This window comes from Stenotrophomonas sp. 115C5 (assembly GCF_056861055.1).
Genome location: NZ_JBSPUQ010000001.1, coordinates 228,327 through 248,355, shown reverse-complemented (window position 1 = coordinate 248,355; position 20,029 = coordinate 228,327). Strand labels below are relative to the sequence as shown.

Genomic DNA, 20,029 nt, shown 5'->3' with positions numbered 1-20,029 from the left:
CTGTTTTCCAGCATCACAGATGGCCATGAGCACCACTGTCTACGGTTTGAAGAACTGCGATACCTGCAAGAAGGCGACCAAGTGGCTGGACCGCTTCGGCGTGCCGTACACCTTCGTCGACTACCGCGAGCACAAGCCGAGCCCGGAAACACTGCTGGCATGGGCAGCGCAGCTGGGTGGCCTGGCGGCGATGGTCAACAAGTCCTCCACCACCTGGCGGCAGCTGCCGGACAACCGCAAGGCTGCCGATTCCGAGGCCGAATGGAAGCTGCTGCTGCGCGAGTACCCGCAGCTGATCAAGCGCCCGCTGGTGGTCACCGCCGATGGCGCGGTCAGCCAGGGTTTCAGTGACAACGGCTTCAAGGCCCGCTTCGGCGTGGGTGACGCATGAGCGCGGTCCTCGACCTGGCCTGCGAACTGATCGCACGACCCTCGGTGACGCCGGATGATGCTGGCTGCCAGGCACTGCTGGCGGCACGCCTGAAGCAGGCCGGGTTCGAGTGCGATCACCTTCGCCTGGGCGACGTCGATAACCTGTGGGCGACCCATGGCCAGGGCGCGCCGGTACTGGTACTGCTGGGCCATACCGACGTGGTGCCGGCGGGTCCGCGCGAGGCCTGGACCAGCGACCCGTTCACGCCGCAGATCCGCGATGGCGTGCTGTATGGCCGTGGCGCCGCCGACATGAAGGGCAGCGTGGCCGCGTTCGTGGTCGCCGCCGAGCAGTTCGTCGCCGCGCATCCCGATCACCCCGGTACGCTGGCGGTGCTGCTGACCAGCGACGAGGAGGGCGACGCCATCGATGGCGTGCGCCACGTCGCACGGTTGTTCGCCGAACGCGGCCAGCGCATCGACTGGTGCGTCACCGGTGAGCCGTCATCGACCGCGATCCTGGGCGACCTGCTGCGCGTGGGGCGTCGTGGCAGCCTGTCGGCCAAGCTGCGCGTGCAGGGCGTGCAGGGCCACGTGGCGTATCCGGAAAAGGCACGCAACCCGATTCACCAGGCGGCTCCGGCGCTGGCCGAACTGAGTGCGCGGCGCTGGGACGAAGGCTACGAGAGCTTTCCGCCGACCAGCCTGCAGATCTCCAACATCCACGCCGGCACCGGTGCCAACAACGTGATTCCCGGCGAGCTCGAAGTGGATTTCAACATCCGCTACAACCCGCACTGGGATGCGCCGAAGCTGGAGGCGGAGATCACCGCACTGCTGGACCGGCATGGCCTGCAGTACACGCTGAAGTGGCACCGCAGCGGTGAGCCGTTCTACACCCCGGAAGGCACGCTGCGCGCCACCGCACGTGCAGTGCTGGCCGGGCACATCGGCCGTCCCCCGGAAGAAAGCACCGGCGGCGGCACGTCCGATGCTCGCTTCATCGCGCCGCTGGGTGCGCAGTGCATCGAAGTGGGGCCGGTGAACGCCAGCATCCACCAGGTGGACGAGAACGTGCGCGTGGACGATCTGGAAGCGTTGCCGGGGCTGTACCAGCGCCTGGTGGAACGGCTGCTGGCGTGAGCCTGCGACGGTGGGTGCCGACCGTTGGTCGGCGCGGCCTCTCGCCTGGGCTGTTTTCCTGTAGAGCACGAGCCGTGCTCGGCTGGTTTTTCCCGGCAGAAGCAGCCGAGCATGGCTCGGCTCTACTATTCCGAAAAGAGGAAGAACGGCGGCTCGACCGCCTTCTTCCAGTAACTCGGCGCCGCCATGTAGAAGCGCTGCGCCTCGGCCTTGGCAAACCAGCGCGCCGCCGCCTCGGTGTCCTTCTCCACCCCCGGCGCACTTCGGCCCAGCAGCAGCCCGGCGAAGTACTGGCCGAACACATTGCCCTTCTCACCGGCGCGCTGGTACAGCTGCAGCGCACGTGCCGGATCGCGCGGCAGTCCCATGCCCTTCTCCAGCAGCGCGCCCAGGTCCACCTGCGCTTCGGCATCGCCACGCTCGGCGCAACGCTGGATCCGCGCAACCAGCGGATGCACGGTGTCACCCTGTGCGGCTACCGCATCCGGTAGACGTGACGACGAACTCGGGTAGCGCTCGTAGATCATGCCGCGCAGGTCCCAGCGCAGCGCCTGTTGCGTGTCGCCACGCTGACGATAGGCCTTGGCGAGCCCGAAGAACGCATAGGGATTGCCGTGGTAGGCCGCCGCCAGATAGGCGCGTTCGCCACGTCGCCAGGATGCGCGCAGCACTGGTGCCGGGTTGATGTGGGGGCTGTCGGCATGGCGCAGCGTGCCGGAGATCCAGATCCGGCCCAGTGCTTCTTCCGCCTTGGTATTGTGGAAGGTCCAGGGGGTGACCGCTGCGGCACGCTCGTAGTAGGCGATGGCGCGCGGATCGTTGAAGCGCTCGAAGGTTTGCGCGGTCTCGAAGGCACCCTCGAAGCTGCCGTCGGTTCCACGTTGTTCCAATGCCTGCCGCTGGGATTGCGGCAGCGTAGAAGGCGGGGGCAGGGTCTGGCAGGCCGCCAGGCCCAGGCAGAGCAGGGCGGTCAGTGCGCCGGTGCGTCCATTGCGGTGTTGCATTCCTGTTACACGGTTCAGGGCGCGCCATTATGCGCTCCAGGCGTGGTTGCCGACGCAACTGTTGCACCGCGCCGGAAACCAGGGTAGGGTCGATGCCATGTCGATCCGCCTGGCCACCGCCGTCAATAACAACAACCGCAATAATCTGCGCGCGAATAATCGTGCGCGGCCGATGCGGGACTGCGCCCTGGGTAGATAGACAGCAACACACGCCCGGACACCAGAAAACCCGCATCAGCCGATGCGGGTTTTTTTGTGCCCGGGCGCCGCCCACCCGGGCCTGGATGGCCGGTCGAACACCTTCCCACCCGTGACCCCAACAGGAGCTCCCCCATGTGTTCGATCTTCGGAATCTTCGGCCTGCAGGCCGGTGACGATCTTCCTTCCCTGCGCCGCCATGCGCTGGAACTGTCGCAGCGCCAGCGCCACCGTGGCCCGGACTGGAGCGGCGTGTACCTCGACGAAGGCGCGCTGCTGGTCCACGAGCGGTTGGCCATCGTCGACCCGGCCGGTGGTTCGCAGCCGCTGCTGTCGGCCGATGGCCAGCTGGCGCTGGCGGTCAACGGCGAAATCTACAACCACCAGCAACTGAAGGCCGCGCTGACTACCGCCTACGACTTCCAGACCGGTTCGGACTGTGAAGTGATCAACGCGCTGTACCGCCAGGGCGGATCGCCGGCGCAGTGGCTGGAGCAGCTCAACGGCATCTTTGCCTTCGCCCTGTGGGACCGTGACAGCGGCCGCGTGCTGGTGGCGCGCGACCCGGTCGGCGTGGTGCCGCTGTACTGGGGCCACGATGCCCAGGGGCGGCTGCGCGTGGCCTCGGAAATGAAGGCGCTGGTCGATACCTGTGCCGACGTCGCGCAGTTCCCGCCGGGCCACTATTTCGACAGTGCCCGTGGTGAGCTGGTGTGCTACTACCAGCAGCCGTGGCGCGACTATGCCGACGTACAGGGCCGCCAGGCCGATCTGGCCGAGCTGCGCCAGGCGTTCGAGCATGCGGTGGAGCGCCAGCTGATGAGCGATGTGCCGTACGGCGTGCTGCTGTCCGGTGGCCTGGACTCGTCGCTGGTGGCGGCAGTTGCCGCACGCTACGCGCGTCGCCGCATCGAGGATGGTGGGCAGACCGAAGCCTGGTGGCCGCGGCTGCATTCATTCGCGATCGGTTTGAAGGGCTCGCCTGATCTGGCCGCCGCCGCGATCGCCGCCGAGGCACTCGGCACCGTGCATCACGGCTTCGAGTACACGTTCGAGGAAGGCCTCGATGCGCTGCCGGAAGTGATCCGCCACATCGAGACCTACGACGTCACCACCATTCGTGCATCGACGCCGATGTTCCTGCTGGCACGACGGATCAAGGCGATGGGCGTGAAGATGGTGCTGTCCGGCGAGGGCAGTGACGAGATCTTCGGTGGCTACCTGTACTTCCACAAGGCGCCGGATGCGCGCGAATTCCACGACGAGCTGGTGCGCAAGCTCGATGCCCTGCACAACTACGATTGCCTGCGTGCCAACAAATCGATGATGGCCTGGGGCGTGGAGCCGCGCGTGCCGTTCCTGGATCGTGAATTCCTCGACGTGGCGATGCGCTTCGATGCCGCGCACAAGATGGTCGGTGCCGGGTTCGGTGGCCGTCGCATCGAGAAGGCGGTGCTGCGCGAGGCGTTCGATGGCTACCTTCCGGACAGCATCCTGTGGCGGCAGAAGGAGCAGTTCAGCGATGGCGTCGGCTACGGCTGGATCGACGGGCTGAAGGCGCATGCCGAAGCGCAGGTGAGCGACCGCGTGCTGGCGGCCGCCGACAAGCGCTTCCCGCACAACCCGCCGCAGACCAAGGAGGCGTACTACTACCGCCACCTGTTCGAGCAGTTCTTCCCGACCCGCGCGGCGGCCGAGACCGTGCCGGGCGGCAAATCGATTGCCTGTTCCTCGCCGGCGGCGATCGCCTGGGATGCCAGCTTCGCGGCGGCGGCCGACCCTTCCGGCCGCGCGATCGCCGGCGTGCACGAGCAGGCGCTGGCCTAAGCCCCAAAAAGGGGACGGAGGGGATTAGGTCGTTTGTGCCACTAACGACTTAATCCCCTCCGTCCCCTTTTTGTATGATCGCCCCCTGCGCATTGGGGAATGTTCATGGACGTACAGGCGGGCGGCGGCATGCGGCCCACGAAATGGGGATGGCGTTATCTGACCTGGGCCGGTGTCCCGCTGCTGGCCGGCGTGCTGCTGGCGCGGTATGCGGGGCCGGCGGCGCCCGAGGCGGTCGCGCGTGCCACGGTTGCTGCCGAAGGCAGCTGGGCGCAGCACCTGGCGTCACCGCTGGGCCTGTTCCTGCTGCAGCTGCTGGTGCTGCTGCTGGTGGCCAAGGGCGCAGGTGCGCTGCTCAAGCGCTTTGGCCAGCCGGCGGTGATCGGCGAGATGGCCGCCGGCCTGATGATGGGGCCGCTGGTCCTTGGCAGCCTGTTACCGCAGCTGCATGGTGCCCTGTTCCCGGCCAGTTCGCTGGGCCCGCTGGGCATGCTCAGCCAGCTGGGCGTGCTGATGTTCCTGCTGGTGGCCGGTGCCGAGCTGGACCTGGCGGCGCTGCGCGGGCGCCGGCGTTTCGCCTTCACGGTCAGTCATGCTGGCATCGCGGTGCCGTTCGTGCTCGGCGTCGCCCTCGCAATCTGGCTGTATCCACAGCACGGCCCGCAGGGCGTAGGCTTCACTGCATTCGCACTTTTCGTTGGTATTTCGATGAGCATCACGGCCTTTCCCGTGCTGCTGCGCATCCTTGCCGACCGCGGTATCACGCAGACGCCGCTGGGGCAGACCGCCATCGCCTGCGCGGCATTGGGCGATGCCACCGCATGGTGCCTGCTGGCGCTGATCGTGGCGGCTGCACAGGCCAGCGGATGGCTGCCGGCCAGCCTCAACCTGCTGTGCGTGGTCGCCTTCGTGGCGCTGATGCTGGGGCTGGTGAAGCCGTGGTTCGCCCGCCAGCAGATCGTGCCGGGCCGTGAAGGGCGCTGGCTGCTCGGCATCCTGCTGCTGTCGCTGGGCAGTGCCCTGATCACCGAGATGCTCGGCATCCATGCGCTGTTCGGTGCATTCGCGGCGGGCGTCGCCGTATCGTCCAACGCGCGGTTGCGCGACCTGTTGATGGCCCGCGTCGAACCGTTTGCGGTGACCCTGCTGCTGCCGCTGTTCTTCGCCATGACCGGCCTGCGCATGCGCGCCGATGCGCTGCAGGCCAGCGACATCGTGCTGTGCGTGGTGGTGATCGCGGTAGCCACGGCCGGCAAGTTGCTGGGCACCTTCAGTGCCGCACGCAGCGCGGGCATGCCCACGCGCGAGGCGTGGCGGTTGGGCGCGCTGATGAACACCCGTGGCCTGATGGAGCTGATCGTGCTCAACCTGGGCTACGAGCTGGGCCTGCTCGGCGACCGCCTGTTTGCGGTGCTGGTGATCATGGCGCTGGTGACCACTGCAATGACCGGGCCGCTGCTGAACCTGATCGAGCGGCGTAGAAGCTGACCCAGTAGCGCCGCGCGGGCATTCTGTAGAGCCGAGCCCGTGCTCGGCTGCTTCTGGCGCGGAGCCGAGCCCGTGCTCGGCTCTACAGCGTGCAGCGCACCCTCGGGTATGTGGGTGCCGCCGTCAGCGCGCTGGAACCAGCGTCATCGTGTGCTGCGCCTTGCCGGGCAGGAACGGCGTCGGCCGCCCATGCACCCAGTCTTCGTGGCCGGCGCCCCAGTACGGAGACAGTGGATGCCCGCTCTGGCCGCCGGGCATGTGCACGATGCCGTCGGCCTCGTGGCCGGGCGAGACCACCATGCGTTCGGAGGCGCCGAAGTTCGGCGTCTGCACGCGCGGCATATCACGGTCGCCGGGCAGCTGGTCGGCGGGCATGCACAGCCAGCGCTTGGCAACCTCGGGCAACGCTCGTGCGATCGGGTGGCAGAGCGCCGCAGTGTTGCGTTCGCCCCAGGTGCGCTTGGTCAGCGGGCCCTGCTTGGCCAGCTCGCTCTCGGTGCGGCGTGCGGCATCATGCAGCAGCGTGTCCCAGCTGTCGTAGGCCGGTGGCAACAGGTTGGCGGGGCGCTGCTGCAGCATCGGCCAGGCCACACCTTCCAGCTGCGCCAGGCGCGGATCCAGATAGTCATCGCCCAGCTGCGCGTTGGCCGGGGCCAGCAGTGCATCGGACAGGGTATCCATCACCTGCGTGCGGAACGCGCGCACCACCCGGTAGCTGACCGAGCTGGCCGAGGCCCGGCCGCCCCACTGGTGGCTGACGGACTTCAACCGCTTCAGCGCAGGATCGTCACTGCCTTCGATGACGTCATGCAGCAGTGCCCACCAGCGCTGCAGGAACACCGCGCGGTCGTCGAGCTGGATCGCCAGCAGGTCGTGTTCGTCGAAGCGCTCCTGGATCGCCAGCAGGTCGCGGATCTGCCGCGCGCGAGCGCCAAGGTCATAGCCACCGTTGCCGACGGTAGCCAGCGCCTCACCGTCGAGGACGCGACCGTTGGCGGTCCACAGGCGATGGTTGGGGGGATCGATCAATGCCGGTGAGGCATCGCTGCGGATTGGCCATGGCGCGCAGTCCTGGTTGCTGGCGGCGGTGAAGCCGGCCGGTGCACAGCCCGGACCGCGATCCGGGCGGGCGCCGATCAGCCGCCAGGCGATGCGCCCGCTGCGGTCGCCGACCACCAGGTTCTGCGCGGGGATGCCGGCGTGGTCGGCGAACTGCAGGGCACCGTCCAGGTCACCGGCACGGGCCAGGTCACCGAAGTCCAGGCGCACCGCGCCGGGCAGGTGGGCGACCCAGCGCAGCGCATCGCCGCTGCCATCGGCGTGGGTATGCAGGATCGGGCCCCAGGCGGTTTCGCGCACCGGGAACAGCACGTCGGCCTGGCCGGCCACGGCGATGTGTTCTTCATGCACGGTTACCGCGGCGTTGGCCGGTTCAGTGCGGTAATCGGCGGTATCGATGTAACTGTTGGTGAAGCCCCAGGCCACGTGCCCGTTGCTGCCGACGATCACCGCCGGCAGGCCGGGCAGCGAGAAGCCGGTGACGTCGACCTGGCCGCCCGCGGCCTGCGGGTCGGGATAGCGCAGGCGCACACGGAACCACAGGCCGGGCGCGCGCAGGCCCAGGTGCATGTCGTCGGCGACGATCGCGCGGCCGTCGGCGGTGAGTGCACCGGCCACCGCGAAGTTGTTGCTGCCGATGACATCGGCCTCTTCCTGCCCGGTGCCTGGCTTCCCCTTCAACGTGCGCAGATCCAGCTGGCTGGCATCGGGGAGCGTGGCGTTGCCGGTCGGTTCGCCGAACAGCGGTGCATCCCATTCGGTGCCGTCGTGGGCGATCAGCGCGTACAGCGCGGGCGGCACCACTGCGCGGATGCGGCTGAGCGCAAGCTCGGTCTGGTTGTCCGGGTCCTGCAGGTCGGCGTACATGGCCAGCCCGGCCAGCACGCTGTCGCTGGCTTTCCACGGTTGCGGTGACTGCCGCAGCAGCAGGTACGCCCACGGCCGCACGGAAAGGCCGGCCAGCCCTTCGTTGACACCGTCGACGTAGGCACGCACGGCCGCGCCGTTTTCGCCCAGCGCGGCCTGCAGGTTCGCCTCGGTGCGCGCGCGCAGGCGATGCACGCGCATGCGTTTGTCGGCGTCGATGGCCTTCGGTCCGAACAGTGCCGACAGCTCACCGGCGGCGCTGCGGCGCATCAGGTCCATCTCGAAGTAACGTTCCTGCGCATGCACGCGGCCCAATGCACGCATCGCGTCGGCCTGGCTGCCCGCAGTGATGGTGACCACGCCCAGCGCATCGCGCTCGATGGTGACCGGCTTGGCCAGCCCCGGCAGCGCATGCTCGCCGTCCAGGTCGGCCAGGCTGCCGCGCAGCAGCAGCCACAGGACCAGTGCGGTGACCAGCACGATGGCGATCAACACGTCCAGCACCCAACGCCATGTACGTCGCATCGCACGTCCTTTCCGAACTCGTGGGCCGATTGTAGCCGCAGGCGCAACTGCGACTGATTCCGATTAGATCACCGTATTTTGAAATGCGGCACCCTATGTCACATCGATTCACAGGAGCCCCCCCATGAAAGGCAACCCGGACGTCATCGCCTGCCTGAAGGAACTGCTGCGCGGCGAGCTTGCAGCCCGCGACCAGTACTTCATCCATTCCCGCCGCTACGAGGATCAGGGCCTGTTCGCGCTGTACGAACGCCTGAACCACGAGATGGAAGAGGAAACCCAGCACGCCGATGCGCTGCTGCGCCGGATCCTGTTCCTCGGCGGCGACCCGGACATGCGTCCGCATGCCACCGAGCCGGGCAAGACCGTGGAAGAGATGCTGCAGAAGGATCTCGACACTGAATACGCGGTTCGGAACAATCTCGCCGCCGGCATGAAGCTGTGCGAAGAGAACGGCGACTACGTGAGCCGCGACATCCTGCTGGCGCAGCTGAAGGACACCGAGGAAGACCACGCCTGGTGGCTGGAGCAGCAGTTGGGCCTGATCAAGCGCATCGGCCTGGAGCTGTACCAGCTGAGCAAGATCGACGGCAACGGCGCCCCGGCGCACTGAGCCGGCACCGCTCTCTGTAGAGCCGGGCCATGCTCGGCTGCTGTTGGATCCGAGTCGAGCATGGCTCGACTCTACAAAAGTTCTGTCGCCCGCCAGCACCGGAGCACCGCCAGCCAGCTTTCGCCAGCCAGCTGCTCCACCGCCCGCCAGCCGACAACGAAAAAGCCGGGGATTGCCCCGGCTTTTTCGTATCTGACGTCAGGCAAGGCGTGTCAACCGAGGTCGACACCTACCAGGCGGGCGCCTTACTCCACCGACAACCCTTCCACCTTCTGCCAGCCGCGCGGCAGCAGGTGGCCGCGGGTGGCGCGGGCGCCGAGGTAGGCGTCGAGCTCGTTGAACTTCAGCCCCATCGTGCGCTGCCCGCTGCGTACCTGCAGGGTCTGTCCCGGGCTGATCGCCACGATGGCGACCACGCGTTCGGTGGCGAGCTTGGCCTTCGGGATCTCGATGATCTTGTTGCCCTTGCCCTTGTCCAGTTCCGGCAGGTCGTTGGCAGCGATCGCCAGCAGGTTGCCCGAACTGGTCACTGCCACGATGCGGTCGGTGGCGACATTGGCCACTACCGACGGGGTCAGCACCGATGAACCCGCCGACAGGTTCAGCATCGCCTTGCCGGCCTTGTTGCGACCGATCAGGTTCTCGAAGCGGGTGACGAAGCCATAGCCATGACTGGAGGCCAGCACGAAGCGGGTGTCCGGCTCGGCACTGGCCAGGGTCACGAAGCTGGTACCCGCAGCCGGCGAGAAGCGGCCGGTCAGCGGTTCACCGTTGCCACGCGCGGAGGGCAGGGTGTGCACCGGCGTCGAGTAGGCGCGGCCCTCGCTGTCGAGGAACGCGACCTGCTGGGTGCTGCGCGCACGCACCGCGCCCTGCAGGGCATCACCGTCGCGGTAGGAGAGGGCGGACGCATCGACGTCGTGGCCCTTGGCGGCACGGATCCAGCCCTTCTCCGACAGCACCACGGTCATCGGCTCGCTCGGCACCAGCTCGGTCTCGTCGATGGCCTGTGCGGCCTGGCGCTGCACCAGCGGCGAACGGCGTGCGTCGCCGAACTTCCTGGCGTCGGCGGTCAGTTCGTCGCGGATCAGCTTCTTCAGCTTGGCCTTGCTGTCGAGGATGCCGAGGATCTTCTCGCGCTCCTTGGCCAGCTCGTCCTGCTCGCCACGGATCTTCATCTCCTCCAGGCGGGCCAGCTGCTTCAGCTTGGTTTCCAGGATGTACTCGGCCTGTTCCTCGGACAGGCCGAAGCGCGCGATCAGCGCTGCCTTCGGTTCGTCCTCGGTACGGATGATATGGATCACCTCGTCCAGGTTGAGGAAGGCGACCAGCAGGCCTTCCAACAGGTGCAGGCGGCGCTCGACCTTCTGCAGGCGGTGCTGCAGGCGGCGGGTGACGGTGTTGCTGCGGAAGGTCAGCCATTCGCTGAGCAGCATCTTCAGGTTCTTCACCTGCGGACGGCCGTCCAGCCCGATCACGTTGAGGTTGACGCGGTAGCTGCGTTCCATGTCCGTGGTGGCGAACAGGTGGCCCATCAGCTGCTCGGCGTCGACACGGTTGGAACGCGGCACCAGCACCACGCGCACCGGGTTGGCATGGTCGGACTCATCGCGGATGTCTTCCAGCCACGGCAGCTTCTTGGCGCGCATCTGTGCGGCGATCTGCTCGATCACCTTCGACGGCGACACCTGGAACGGCAGCGCGGTGACCACGATGTTGTGCGCTTCCTTGGTGAAGGTCGCACGTGCGCGCACGCTGCCGTTGCCGGTCTCGTAGATGTTGCGCAGGTCATTGGCCGCGGTGATGATCTCGGCGCTGGACGGATAGTCCGGGCCCTGCACGTGCTCGCACAGGTCGCGCACGCTGGCATCGGGGTTGTCCAGCAGGTGCAGCAGCGCGCTGACGATCTCGTTGAGATTGTGCGGCGGCACGTCGGTGGCCATGCCCACGGCGATGCCGGTGGTGCCGTTCAGCAGCAGGTGCGGCAGCCGCGCCGGCATCCAGGTCGGTTCCTGCAGGGTGCCGTCGAAGTTCGGTGCCCAGTCGGTGGTGCCCTGGCCCAGTTCGCCCAGCAGCACTTCGGCGATCGGGGTCAGCTTGGATTCGGTGTAACGCATCGCCGCGAACGACTTCGGGTCGTCGCTGGAGCCGAAGTTGCCCTGGCCCTCGATCAGCGGGTAGCGGTACGAGAACGGCTGGGCCATCAGCACCAGCGCCTCGTAGCACGCGCTGTCGCCGTGCGGGTGGTACTTACCGATGACGTCACCGACGGTGCGCGCGGACTTCTTCGGCTTGGACGCGGCGTTCAGGCCCAGCTCGCTCATCGAATAGATGATGCGGCGCTGCACCGGCTTCAGGCCGTCGCCGATGAACGGGAGGGCGCGGTCCAGGACCACGTACATCGAGTAGTCGAGGTAGGCGCGTTCGGCGTACTCGCGCAGCGGCAGTTGTTCGAATCCGTGGAACACGGGGCGGGCAAGTTCGGTCATGCGGCGTTGTTACCTGTTGTCAGGAGGCGGCGACGGCGGTCGCCGCTCGCAATCCTGTGATTATCCGGATGCGGCGGGGGATGCCAAGCCGCGTGCAGGGTCCAGCCCGGTTTCCAGGCCGTGGCCGGCCCGTGCCAGGTAGCGCCCCGGCGGCAGCCCGAAGTGGCGGCGGAACACGGTGACGAAGGCGCTGGCGCTGCTGAAGCCCAGCGCGTGGGCGATGTCGGCCACGCTGCGGCCGTCGGTCAGCTGGCGCAGGGCCTCGGACAAGCGGGCCTGCTGCCGCCACTGGGCGAAGCTGAGCGTGGTCTCATCGCGGAAGTGGCGGGTCAGGCTGCGCGGCGACAGGCCGGCCCAATGCGCCCATTCGGCCAGGCTGCGCTCGTCGGAGGGGTCGGCCAGCAGCTGCGAGGCGATCTTCAGCAGGCGCCGGTCGTGCGGCATCGGTAGATGCATGCGCTGGCGTGGCGCGGTGCGGATCTCGTCCAGCAGCACCTCGATGATGTGCTGGCGCTCGGGTGTGGTGTCATAGCCCAGCGGCCATTCGCAGATGCGGTCGGCCAGCGCCTGCGCCAGCTTGGACAGGCCCAGCACGCAGGGATCGGCAGGCAGGGTGGCGCAGGCCGGCGCGGCCAGTGCCATGCCCCAGCCGCGCAGCGGGCCGTCGAGGGTGACCGTATGCGGCTCCAGCGGCGGCATCCAGCCGGCCGAGCCCGGCGCCAGTGACCATGTCCCGTGCGAGGTCCGGGTGGTCAACAGGCCGCGCTCCACGCAGATCAGCTGCGCGCGCTGGTGATGATGCCAATCCACTTCTCGGACCAATCCCTGCGGGCTGTCGAAGCGGAAGGCGACAGCCGGTGGCCCGTCATTGCGCTCGAACCAGTCCAGTGCGTCATCCCTGAGCAGGCGCTTGGAAGGGGGAATTTCTGCCTTGTTCATCATATCTACTGGCTGAAATGTGTCATCCATTGGCTGAATTGTACTACCGGGCCACCTGACCAGATCATTAAGGTAGGCGCCTTCATTGATCCAGCCCGCTGCTGCAACACAGCATTCGATGCCAGATCGAATATTTCCATTGAGAAATATTTTTTTTGGAAGAGAATGCTCCCCCATGATCTGTCCTGCAACCACTCCCCCCAGCTTCGGCCTGCTGCTGCGCCAGGTGCGCGACGGCCTGGTCCGTCAACTCGACGCATCCATGGCTGAAGAAGACCTGGGTATCGGTTTCACCCACTACATCGGGTTGAAGGTGCTTTCCAACATGGCCCCGTGCACGGCCAACGAGCTGGCCCAGGCCATCGACCAGGTGCCCAGTGCGGTGACCCGCCTGTTGGACAAGCTGGAGGCGCTGGGCTGCGTCCGCCGCGAGCCGCATGCGCAGGATCGGCGGGCGCTGCAGATCGTACTGACCGATGAAGGCCGCGCGCTGTGGGCGCGGCTGAAGCTGCGTGGCGACGCGGTGATGGATTACGCCCTGCGTGATCTTTCCGCCGACGAGCGCACGCTGCTGCTGTCCCTCCTTACCCGAATCCGCGATTCCCTGACGACCCCATGAACCCGATCCCGCATTCCACTCTCCGCCGGTCCGGGCGCGCGCTGCTGGTGTCAGCGCTGGCCCTGGCCCTGGCCGCCTGCGCCAGCAGTCTTGGCCTCAACCCGCAGGGCCACGTGCTCGATGTGGACAGCCTGCACAGCGAACGCACCCTGGCCGACACCGACCTGAGCGCCACCGGCTTCCCGGCGCAGGATTGGTGGAAGGCGCTGGGCGATGCGCAGCTGGACGCCCTGGTTGCCGAAGGCCTGGCCGGTCACCCGAGCCTGGACGCCGCCGATGCGCGCCTGCGCCAGGCCCAGTCGCAGGTGGGTACCGCGCGCGCCGACCGACTGCCGAGCCTGTCGGTGTCCGGTGGCTACACCGGCCTGCGCCTGCCCGAGTCGATGGCAGGCAGCGAGATGGGTGGCCATTACGCCGGCAGCAGCCAGGTCGCCTTTGACTTCAGCTATGGCGTGGACCTGTGGGGTGGCAAGCGCGCTGCCTGGGAAGCGGCCGTGGACGGCGCCCATGCCGCCACCGTCGAAGCCCAGGCTGCACGCCTGAACCTGTCCACCGGCATCACCCAGGCCTATGCCGATCTGGCCTATGCATGGCAGCTCAATGACGTGGCCGAAGAAGAGCTGGGCCGCTCGCAGAAGTCGCTGGAACTGACCCGCCAGCGCCGTAGCGCCGGCATCGACAGCGACCTGCAGGTGCGCCAGGCCGAAGCCCGCGTGCCGGCCGCACAGCAGCAGGTGCAGGCCGCGCAGCAGCGCATCGACGCCGCCCGCACCGCGCTGGCGGCACTGGTCGGCAAGGGCCCGGACCGTGGCCTGTCGATCCAGCGCCCGCAACCGCTGAACCCGGTGGCATTGCAGCTGCCGGGCGTGCTGCCCAGCGAACTGCTGGGCCGTCGCCCGGACATCGTGGCCGCGCGCTGGCGCGTGGAAGCGGCCGACAAGCAGATCAAGGTGGCCAGGACCAAGTTCTACCCGAGCTTCAACCTGACCGCGCTGGCCGGCGTGGTTGCCCCGAACGTGGGTGACCTGCTGAAGAGCAGCTCCACCTTCGCCTACATCGGCCCGGCGCTGAGCCTGCCGATCTTCGAAGGCGGCAAGCTGCGCGCCAACCTGGCCAACACCGATGCGCAGTACGACCTGGCGGTGGCCAACTACAACCAGACCGTGCTCGATGCGCTGCGCGACGTGGCCGACCAGGTCAACGCGGTGCGCTCGCTGGCGCAGCAGGCGCATTCGCAGCAGCAGGCCGTGGACACCGCACGCTCGGCCTTCGACCTGGCCCAGCAGCGCTACCGCGCCGGCATCGGCAGCTACCTGGACGTGCTGACCGCGCAGTCCACGCTGTTGCAGTCGCAGCAGCAGCTGGCCGGCCTGCAGTCGCAGCAGGTGCAGACCTCGGTGCGCCTGAGCAAGGCGCTGGGCGGTGGTTTCCAGCCCGCTGACGCCGACCGCGCACCGATCGCCTCCCATTCCGATTCCTCGCATTCCTGAAGACTTCCGCCATGAGCCAGACCCAAGACACTGCGGCCCCGGCCGCCTCCAACCGCCGCGGCAACCTGCTGCGCGGCCTGTTCGTGATCGTCGTGCTGCTGCTTGCCGCACTGGCATTGTGGTACTTCATGTTCGGCCGTTGGTTCGAAGAGACCGACGACGCCTACGTGCAGGGCAACCAGGTGCAGATCACCCCGCTGGTGGCCGGTACCGTGGTCGCCATCAACGCCGATGACGGCATGCGCGTGGAGCGCGGCCAGCTGCTGGTGCAGCTGGACCCGTCCGATACATCGGTGGCGCTGCAGCAGGCCGAAGCCAACCTGGCCAAGACCGTGCGCCAGACCCGTGGCCTGTACCGCAGCGTAGAAGGTGCGCAGGCGGACTTGAACGCCCGCCAGGTGACCCTGAAGCGCGTGCGCGACGACTTCGCCCGCCGCAAGGACCTGGCCGCCACCGGCGCCATTTCCAATGAAGAACTGGCCCACGCCCGTGACGAGCTGGCCGCTGCCGAAGCCGCCGTGGCCGGTTCGCGCGAGACCGTCGAGCGCAACCGCGCGCTGGTCGACGACACCGTGATCGCCACCCAGCCGGACGTGCAGGCGGCCGCCGCGCAGCTGCGCCAGGCCTTCCTCAACAACGCCCGCGCCGGCATCGTCGCGCCGGTCACCGGCTACGTTGCCCGTCGTTCGGTGCAGGTCGGCCAGCGCGTGCAGCCGGGCAACGCGCTGATGGCGGTAGTGCCGACCGAGCAGATGTGGGTCGAGGCCAACTTCAAGGAAACCCAGCTGCGCCACATGCGCCTGGGCCAGGAAGTGGAGCTGAAGTCGGACCTGTACGCCGGTGACGTGAAGTACAAGGGTCGCATACAGAGCCTGGGCCTGGGCACCGGCTCGGCGTTCTCGCTGCTGCCGGCGCAGAACGCCAGCGGCAACTGGATCAAGATCGTGCAGCGCGTGCCGGTCCGCATCGCCATCGATGCCAAGCAGCTGGCCGAACACCCGCTGCGCATCGGCCTGTCGATGAAGGCCGAAGTGAGCCTGCGTGACCAGAAGGGCGAAGTGCTGCCGAGCACTCCGGCCAAGGGCACGGTGTTCGACACCGACGTGTATGCCAAGCAGCTGCATGATGCCGACGAGGTGATCCACACGATCATCCAGGGCAACCTGCCGCAGCAGCAGGCAAAGGTGGGCTGAGGTCGCCATGTCCGCACAAGCTCCAGCCGCGCCCGGCGCTCCGGGCGCACCGGCGGCGCCGGGTGCGGCCTCCGGGTTCCTGCCGCCCAGCGTCGCCCTGTGCACCGTGGGCCTGGCGATGGCGTCGTTCATGCAGGTGCTCGATACCACCATCGCCAACGTCTCGCTGCCGACCATCGCCGGTAATCTTGGCGCCAGTTCGCAGCAGGCCACCTGGGTCATCACCTCGTTCGCGGTCAGCACGGCCATCGCGCTGCCGCTTACCGGCTGGCTCAGCCGCCGCTTCGGCGAACGCAAGCTGTTCGTCTGGGCCACGCTGGCCTTCGTCATCACCTCGCTGCTGTGCGGCCTGGCGCAGAGCATGGGCATGCTGGTGCTGTCGCGTGCGCTGCAGGGCTTCGTGGCCGGCCCGATGTACCCGATCACGCAGTCGCTGCTGGTCTCGATCTATCCACGCGAGAAACGCGGGCAGGCGCTGGCACTGCTGGCGATGATCACCGTGGTGGCGCCGATCTGCGGCCCGATCCTCGGTGGCTGGATCACCGACAACTACAGCTGGGAATGGATCTTCCTGATCAATGTGCCGCTGGGCATCTTTGCCGCGCTGGTGGTGGGCAACCAGCTGAAGGGGCGCCCGGAGCACATCGAGAAGCCGAAGATGGACTATGTCGGCCTGGTCACCCTGGTGATCGGTGTCGGTGCGCTGCAGCTGGTGCTCGACCTGGGCAATGACGAGGACTGGTTCTCGTCGATGAAGATCGTGGTGCTGGCGTGTGTGGCCGTAGTCACGCTGACGGTGTTCCTGATCTGGGAACTGACCGACAAGGATCCGATCGTCGACCTGAAGCTGTTCCGGCATCGCAACTTCCGCGCCGGTACGCTGGCGATGGTGGTGGCGTACGCGGCGTTCTTCAGCGTGGCCCTGCTGATTCCGCAGTGGCTGCAGCGTGACATGGGCTACACCGCGATCTGGGCGGGCCTGGCGACGGCGCCGATCGGCATCCTGCCGGTGATCATGACCCCGTTCGTGGGCAAGTATGCATCGCGCTTCGATATGCGCATGCTGGCCACGGTGGCGTTCATCGTGTTGTCGATGACCAGTTTCCTGCGTTCGAACTTCAACCTGCAGGTGGACTACACCCACGTGGCCGGCGTGCAGCTGATCATGGGCATCGGCGTCGCGCTTTTCTTCATGCCGGTGCTGCAGATCCTGCTGTCGGACCTGGATGGGCGCGAGATCGCGGCGGGCTCCGGCCTGGCCACCTTCCTGCGTACGCTGGGCGGCAGTTTCGCGGCGTCGCTGACGACGTGGCTGTGGGCGCGGCGCACCCAGGTGCACCATGCTGACCTGACCGAGCACATCTCGGTCTATCAGCCGGGCATGCAGGACCAGGTGACGGCGATGGGGCAGGGCGACCTGCAACATGGTGCAGCGGTATTGAACAACATGATCAACCACCAGGCATCGCAGATGGGCTTCAACGACATCTTCTTCCTGCTGGGCTGGATCTTCCTGGCGATCATCGCGTTCCTCTGGCTGGCCAAACCGCCGTTCGGCGCAGGCGCAGGTGCGGCCGCCGGCGGCGGGCACTGAAAACTCCCTGGAAACACGTGCTGTATTTTGACCCCGCCGCAAGGCGGGGTTCTTGTTTGTGCAATGCGGGTCGCACGGGCCCTGCCGTTGGGGGAGTGCAGCGGTGCAGGTTCAGCGCGTGCGATAGATGCGCTTGAACTCCACCCGATCACGGAACAATCGGGAAACGGCCCACATTCCCGCCACAAGTACGGCGCCGCACGTGATCCAGCCGGCAGTGGCCTGCAATCGGCTGCCGACCAGTGCGCCGCAGATGATGGCGGCGACAAAGACGAACACTACGGCCTCCTTCGATGCGCCGTAGTGGACCTCGGCCTGGCATCCCACGCATACGCGTACGCCGTGGTTCGAGCCGGTGTGGCAGTGAGGGCAGATGATGTTGCGCTGCATTGGGGCTCCTTTGGGGAAAGGGGGCGCTGGTCAGGTCGTGGCGATAGACCTGCAACCGGCTCCCGTAAAGCTGCCTTCCACCGAAAAGGAATCGGGTAGATCTCCGACTAGGAAAATTACGAATTGAACGCGTAACGTGAAGTGCGACCCAAAAGGAGGCCGTTCAGGGTTTGGTGACGACGCGCCCGGAGGGGGTATGCACCAGCGGGTGACGCCTGGGTGGTGCGAGATACGACAGTTCGAGCGGTAGATGCGATGCCACGCTCGCCAAACCCCGGAAACGAAAAAACCCGCTTTCGCGGGTTTGATCATCTTGAGTCGTGGTGCCCAGGAGAGGACTCGAACCTCCACGGTTTTACCCGCTAGTACCTGAAACTAGTGCGTCTACCAATTCCGCCACCTGGGCGACTCAGGAGACGAATTGTGCGGTACGGCAGAGGATGTGTCAACAACATTTCACAGCTTTTTCTGCGGCTGCACGCCCAGGTGAAGCAGCAGGCTGCGCATTGCCGATGACAACTGCGCCCACTCGGCAAAACAGGCGCACAGGCGGCGCTGTGCCCACGCATCGGCGAGCGGTACGGCGACGGTATGCGTGCTGCGCCGATGCTGGCGGGCGATGGTCCGCGGCACGATGCCGATACCAATGCCGTGGCCGACCATGATGCACACGCCTTCGAAGGTCTTCATGCGGATACGCACGTCCAGGCGCCGCCCGATGTCGCGCGCCTGGTCCTCGATGTAGGTCTGCAGTGCATTGCCATCGGCCAGGGCGACGAAGGTCTCGCCGGCAACATCGGCGAAGGCCACGCTGCGCCGCGATGGGAGGCGATGGTCTGCGGGCAGCAGCATCACCAGTGGATCTTCGGCCACCACATGCTGCTGCAGGCCGGCAGCGTCGACCGCATCACTGATGATGCCGGCCTCGGCCTGGCCAGCGCTGATCGCACGCACGACTTCGGGGCTGGTGCGCTCCAGCAGTTCCACGTGCAGGCGTGGGCGTTCGGCCAGCCATGGTGCCAGCCGCGAGGGCAGGTAGTTGGTCAGCGCTGCGGTGTTGGCATACAGATGCAGGGTGCCGCGCGCGCCATGCGCGAATGCCTGCAGTTCGCCGCGCAGCTGCGCCTGCTGCTGCAGGATCAGGCGTGCATGGTGGGCGAGGGCGGCGCCGGCTTCGGTCAGGCTGACGCCACGCGGATGGCGGTTCAGCAGCACGGTGCCGGCATCGGCTTCGATCGTGCGCAGGCGTTCGCTGGCCGAAGCCAGTGCCAGGTTTGCCTGCGCCGCGCCGGCCGTGATGCTGCCCGCCTCAGCAATCGCCAGGAACAGGCGCAGGTCGGCGATATCCATCCGCATGTCATGCCCTCATCGCAATGCCCGAGCCTTCGGGTCAGCCGAAGGGTGGGCGGGGAAGACCGCATTGTGCGCCGGGCGACGGCCCGATCCAATGAAGGCATGAGTGAATCGATGTACTTCTACGTGCTGCTGGTGGTGGTGTTCGTGCTGGCTGGCGTGGTCAAGGGCGTGACCGGCATGGGGTTGCCGACCGTGGCGATGGGTCTGCTCGGTGGCGCGCTGTCGCCGGTGGCGGCGGCATCGATGCTGTTCATCCCCACCTTTGTCACCAATGCGTGGCAGCTGTTGTCCGGGCCGTCGCTGGGCCCCATCGTGCGGCGCCTGTGGCCGATGATGCTGGCGGTGGTGGTGGTGACACTGGGTTCGGCGGCGCTGCTGGTGCGGGTCGATCGCACCTGGTCGCGCGTTGCGCTGGGAGTGGCGCTGGTGGTCTATGCCGTCTATGCCCTGCTTGCACCGGTGTTCCGGGTGCCGCAGCGGCGCGAGCGTTGGCTGGGGCCGCTGGTGGGGGCATTGTCGGGCGTGGTGACCGGCGCCACCGGCGTGTTCGTGATGCCGGCGGTACCGTATCTGCAGTCGCTGGGATTGCAGCGCGAGGAGCTGGTGCAGGCGTTGGGGCTGGCCTTCACTGTGTCGACGATTTCGCTGACCACCGGCCTGGTGCTGCATGGCGCATTCGGCATCCAGCAGCTGGGGCTGAGTGCGTTGGCGGTGCTGCCGGCATTGCTGGGCATGTGGCTGGGGCAGGTGATCCGGCAGCGCATCAGCGCACGGGTGTTCCGCGCCTGTTTCCTCGGGTTCCTGCTGCTGCTTGGGCTGGAGCTGGTGCTGCGGCCGCTGGTCTGATGCCGGTGGCCGCAATG

General features: G+C 67.2%; 16 protein-coding genes and 1 tRNA gene. 10 read left to right on the top strand and 7 right to left on the bottom strand.

Features of this window, described 5'->3' with window-relative positions; all coding sequences use genetic code 11:
* Positions 1 to 19: 19 nt before the first annotated feature.
* Entirely contained in the window at positions 20 to 391 is a 372-nt protein-coding gene (locus AC13FN_RS01215; RefSeq protein ID WP_192840217.1) for an arsenate reductase, read from the top strand.
* A complete protein-coding gene (dapE, locus tag AC13FN_RS01210; RefSeq protein ID WP_482984291.1) occupies positions 388 to 1,515 on the top strand; it encodes a succinyl-diaminopimelate desuccinylase in 1,128 nt (375 codons plus the stop codon). Before AC13FN_RS01215 ends, dapE begins: the two co-directional genes overlap by 4 nt.
* A 125-nt stretch (positions 1,516 to 1,640) precedes the next feature.
* Here dapE and AC13FN_RS01205 read toward each other — a convergent pair whose 3' ends face one another.
* Complete coding sequence (locus AC13FN_RS01205) at positions 1,641 to 2,519, bottom strand: tetratricopeptide repeat protein (RefSeq protein ID WP_482984292.1); 879 nt, start codon at positions 2,517 to 2,519, stop codon at positions 1,641 to 1,643.
* A 333-nt stretch (positions 2,520 to 2,852) separates the two neighbouring features.
* Between AC13FN_RS01205 and asnB the strand changes: the two genes are divergently transcribed.
* Complete coding sequence (gene asnB / locus AC13FN_RS01200; protein WP_217015531.1) at positions 2,853 to 4,544, top strand: asparagine synthase B; 1,692 nt, start codon at positions 2,853 to 2,855, stop codon at positions 4,542 to 4,544.
* A 99-nt stretch (positions 4,545 to 4,643) separates the two neighbouring features.
* A complete protein-coding gene (locus tag AC13FN_RS01195) occupies positions 4,644 to 6,032 on the top strand; it encodes a cation:proton antiporter domain-containing protein (protein ID WP_401741128.1) in 1,389 nt (462 codons plus the stop codon).
* 123 nt (positions 6,033 to 6,155) lie between these two features.
* Here AC13FN_RS01195 and AC13FN_RS01190 read toward each other — a convergent pair whose 3' ends face one another.
* Positions 6,156 to 8,483 carry a penicillin acylase family protein gene (locus AC13FN_RS01190; RefSeq protein ID WP_482984293.1) on the bottom strand — a complete coding sequence of 776 codons (2,328 nt, stop codon included), beginning with the start codon at positions 8,481 to 8,483 and terminating at the stop codon, positions 6,156 to 6,158.
* Positions 8,484 to 8,607: 124 nt separating this feature from the next.
* Here AC13FN_RS01190 and bfr point away from each other — a divergent pair, with 124 nt between their 5' ends.
* Positions 8,608 to 9,096 carry a bacterioferritin gene (gene bfr / locus AC13FN_RS01185; protein ID WP_010486279.1) on the top strand — a complete coding sequence of 163 codons (489 nt, stop codon included), beginning with the start codon at positions 8,608 to 8,610 and terminating at the stop codon, positions 9,094 to 9,096.
* A 245-nt stretch (positions 9,097 to 9,341) separates the two neighbouring features.
* On the opposite strand, the gene parC is transcribed toward bfr, so the two are convergent.
* Complete coding sequence (gene parC / locus AC13FN_RS01180) at positions 9,342 to 11,585, bottom strand: DNA topoisomerase IV subunit A (protein ID WP_049436494.1); 2,244 nt, start codon at positions 11,583 to 11,585, stop codon at positions 9,342 to 9,344.
* 60 nt (positions 11,586 to 11,645) lie between these two features.
* Positions 11,646 to 12,527 carry a helix-turn-helix domain-containing protein gene (locus AC13FN_RS01175; protein ID WP_010486276.1) on the bottom strand — a complete coding sequence of 294 codons (882 nt, stop codon included), beginning with the start codon at positions 12,525 to 12,527 and terminating at the stop codon, positions 11,646 to 11,648.
* Positions 12,528 to 12,699: 172 nt separating this feature from the next.
* Here AC13FN_RS01175 and emrR point away from each other — a divergent pair, with 172 nt between their 5' ends.
* Genes emrR through emrB form a run of 4 tightly spaced genes read left to right on the top strand, consistent with a single transcriptional unit; the run spans position 12,700 to position 17,420 of the window.
* Positions 12,700 to 13,143, top strand: coding sequence for a multidrug efflux system transcriptional regulator EmrR (emrR, locus tag AC13FN_RS01170; RefSeq protein WP_005415875.1), 444 nt, complete (start codon positions 12,700 to 12,702; stop codon positions 13,141 to 13,143).
* Complete coding sequence (emrC, locus tag AC13FN_RS01165; RefSeq protein WP_482984294.1) at positions 13,140 to 14,633, top strand: multidrug efflux transporter outer membrane subunit EmrC; 1,494 nt, start codon at positions 13,140 to 13,142, stop codon at positions 14,631 to 14,633. Before emrR ends, emrC begins: the two co-directional genes overlap by 4 nt.
* Before the next feature lie 11 nt (positions 14,634 to 14,644).
* Complete coding sequence (emrA, locus tag AC13FN_RS01160; RefSeq protein ID WP_053449231.1) at positions 14,645 to 15,826, top strand: multidrug efflux MFS transporter periplasmic adaptor subunit EmrA; 1,182 nt, start codon at positions 14,645 to 14,647, stop codon at positions 15,824 to 15,826.
* 7 nt (positions 15,827 to 15,833) lie between these two features.
* The gene (gene emrB, locus AC13FN_RS01155) at positions 15,834 to 17,420 is read left to right on the top strand and encodes a multidrug efflux MFS transporter permease subunit EmrB (RefSeq protein WP_054171346.1); all 1,587 of its coding nucleotides are present in this window, start codon (positions 15,834 to 15,836) and stop codon (positions 17,418 to 17,420) included.
* Positions 17,421 to 17,531: 111 nt separating this feature from the next.
* Here emrB and AC13FN_RS01150 read toward each other — a convergent pair whose 3' ends face one another.
* The 3 genes from AC13FN_RS01150 to AC13FN_RS01140 form a co-directional block, all read right to left on the bottom strand.
* Complete coding sequence (locus tag AC13FN_RS01150; protein WP_197644740.1) at positions 17,532 to 17,810, bottom strand: hypothetical protein; 279 nt, start codon at positions 17,808 to 17,810, stop codon at positions 17,532 to 17,534.
* 321 nt (positions 17,811 to 18,131) lie between these two features.
* Positions 18,132 to 18,216, bottom strand: a tRNA-Leu gene (locus tag AC13FN_RS01145).
* 50 nt (positions 18,217 to 18,266) lie between these two features.
* Positions 18,267 to 19,166, bottom strand: a complete 900-nt coding sequence (locus AC13FN_RS01140) for a LysR family transcriptional regulator (protein ID WP_329921755.1) — start codon at positions 19,164 to 19,166, stop codon at positions 18,267 to 18,269.
* A gap of 99 nt (positions 19,167 to 19,265) precedes the next feature.
* Here AC13FN_RS01140 and AC13FN_RS01135 point away from each other — a divergent pair, with 99 nt between their 5' ends.
* Positions 19,266 to 20,012: a sulfite exporter TauE/SafE family protein gene (locus tag AC13FN_RS01135; RefSeq protein WP_329921757.1), complete on the top strand. Its 747-nt coding sequence runs from the start codon at positions 19,266 to 19,268 to the stop codon at positions 20,010 to 20,012.
* The last annotated feature ends 17 nt before the right edge of the window (positions 20,013 to 20,029 follow it).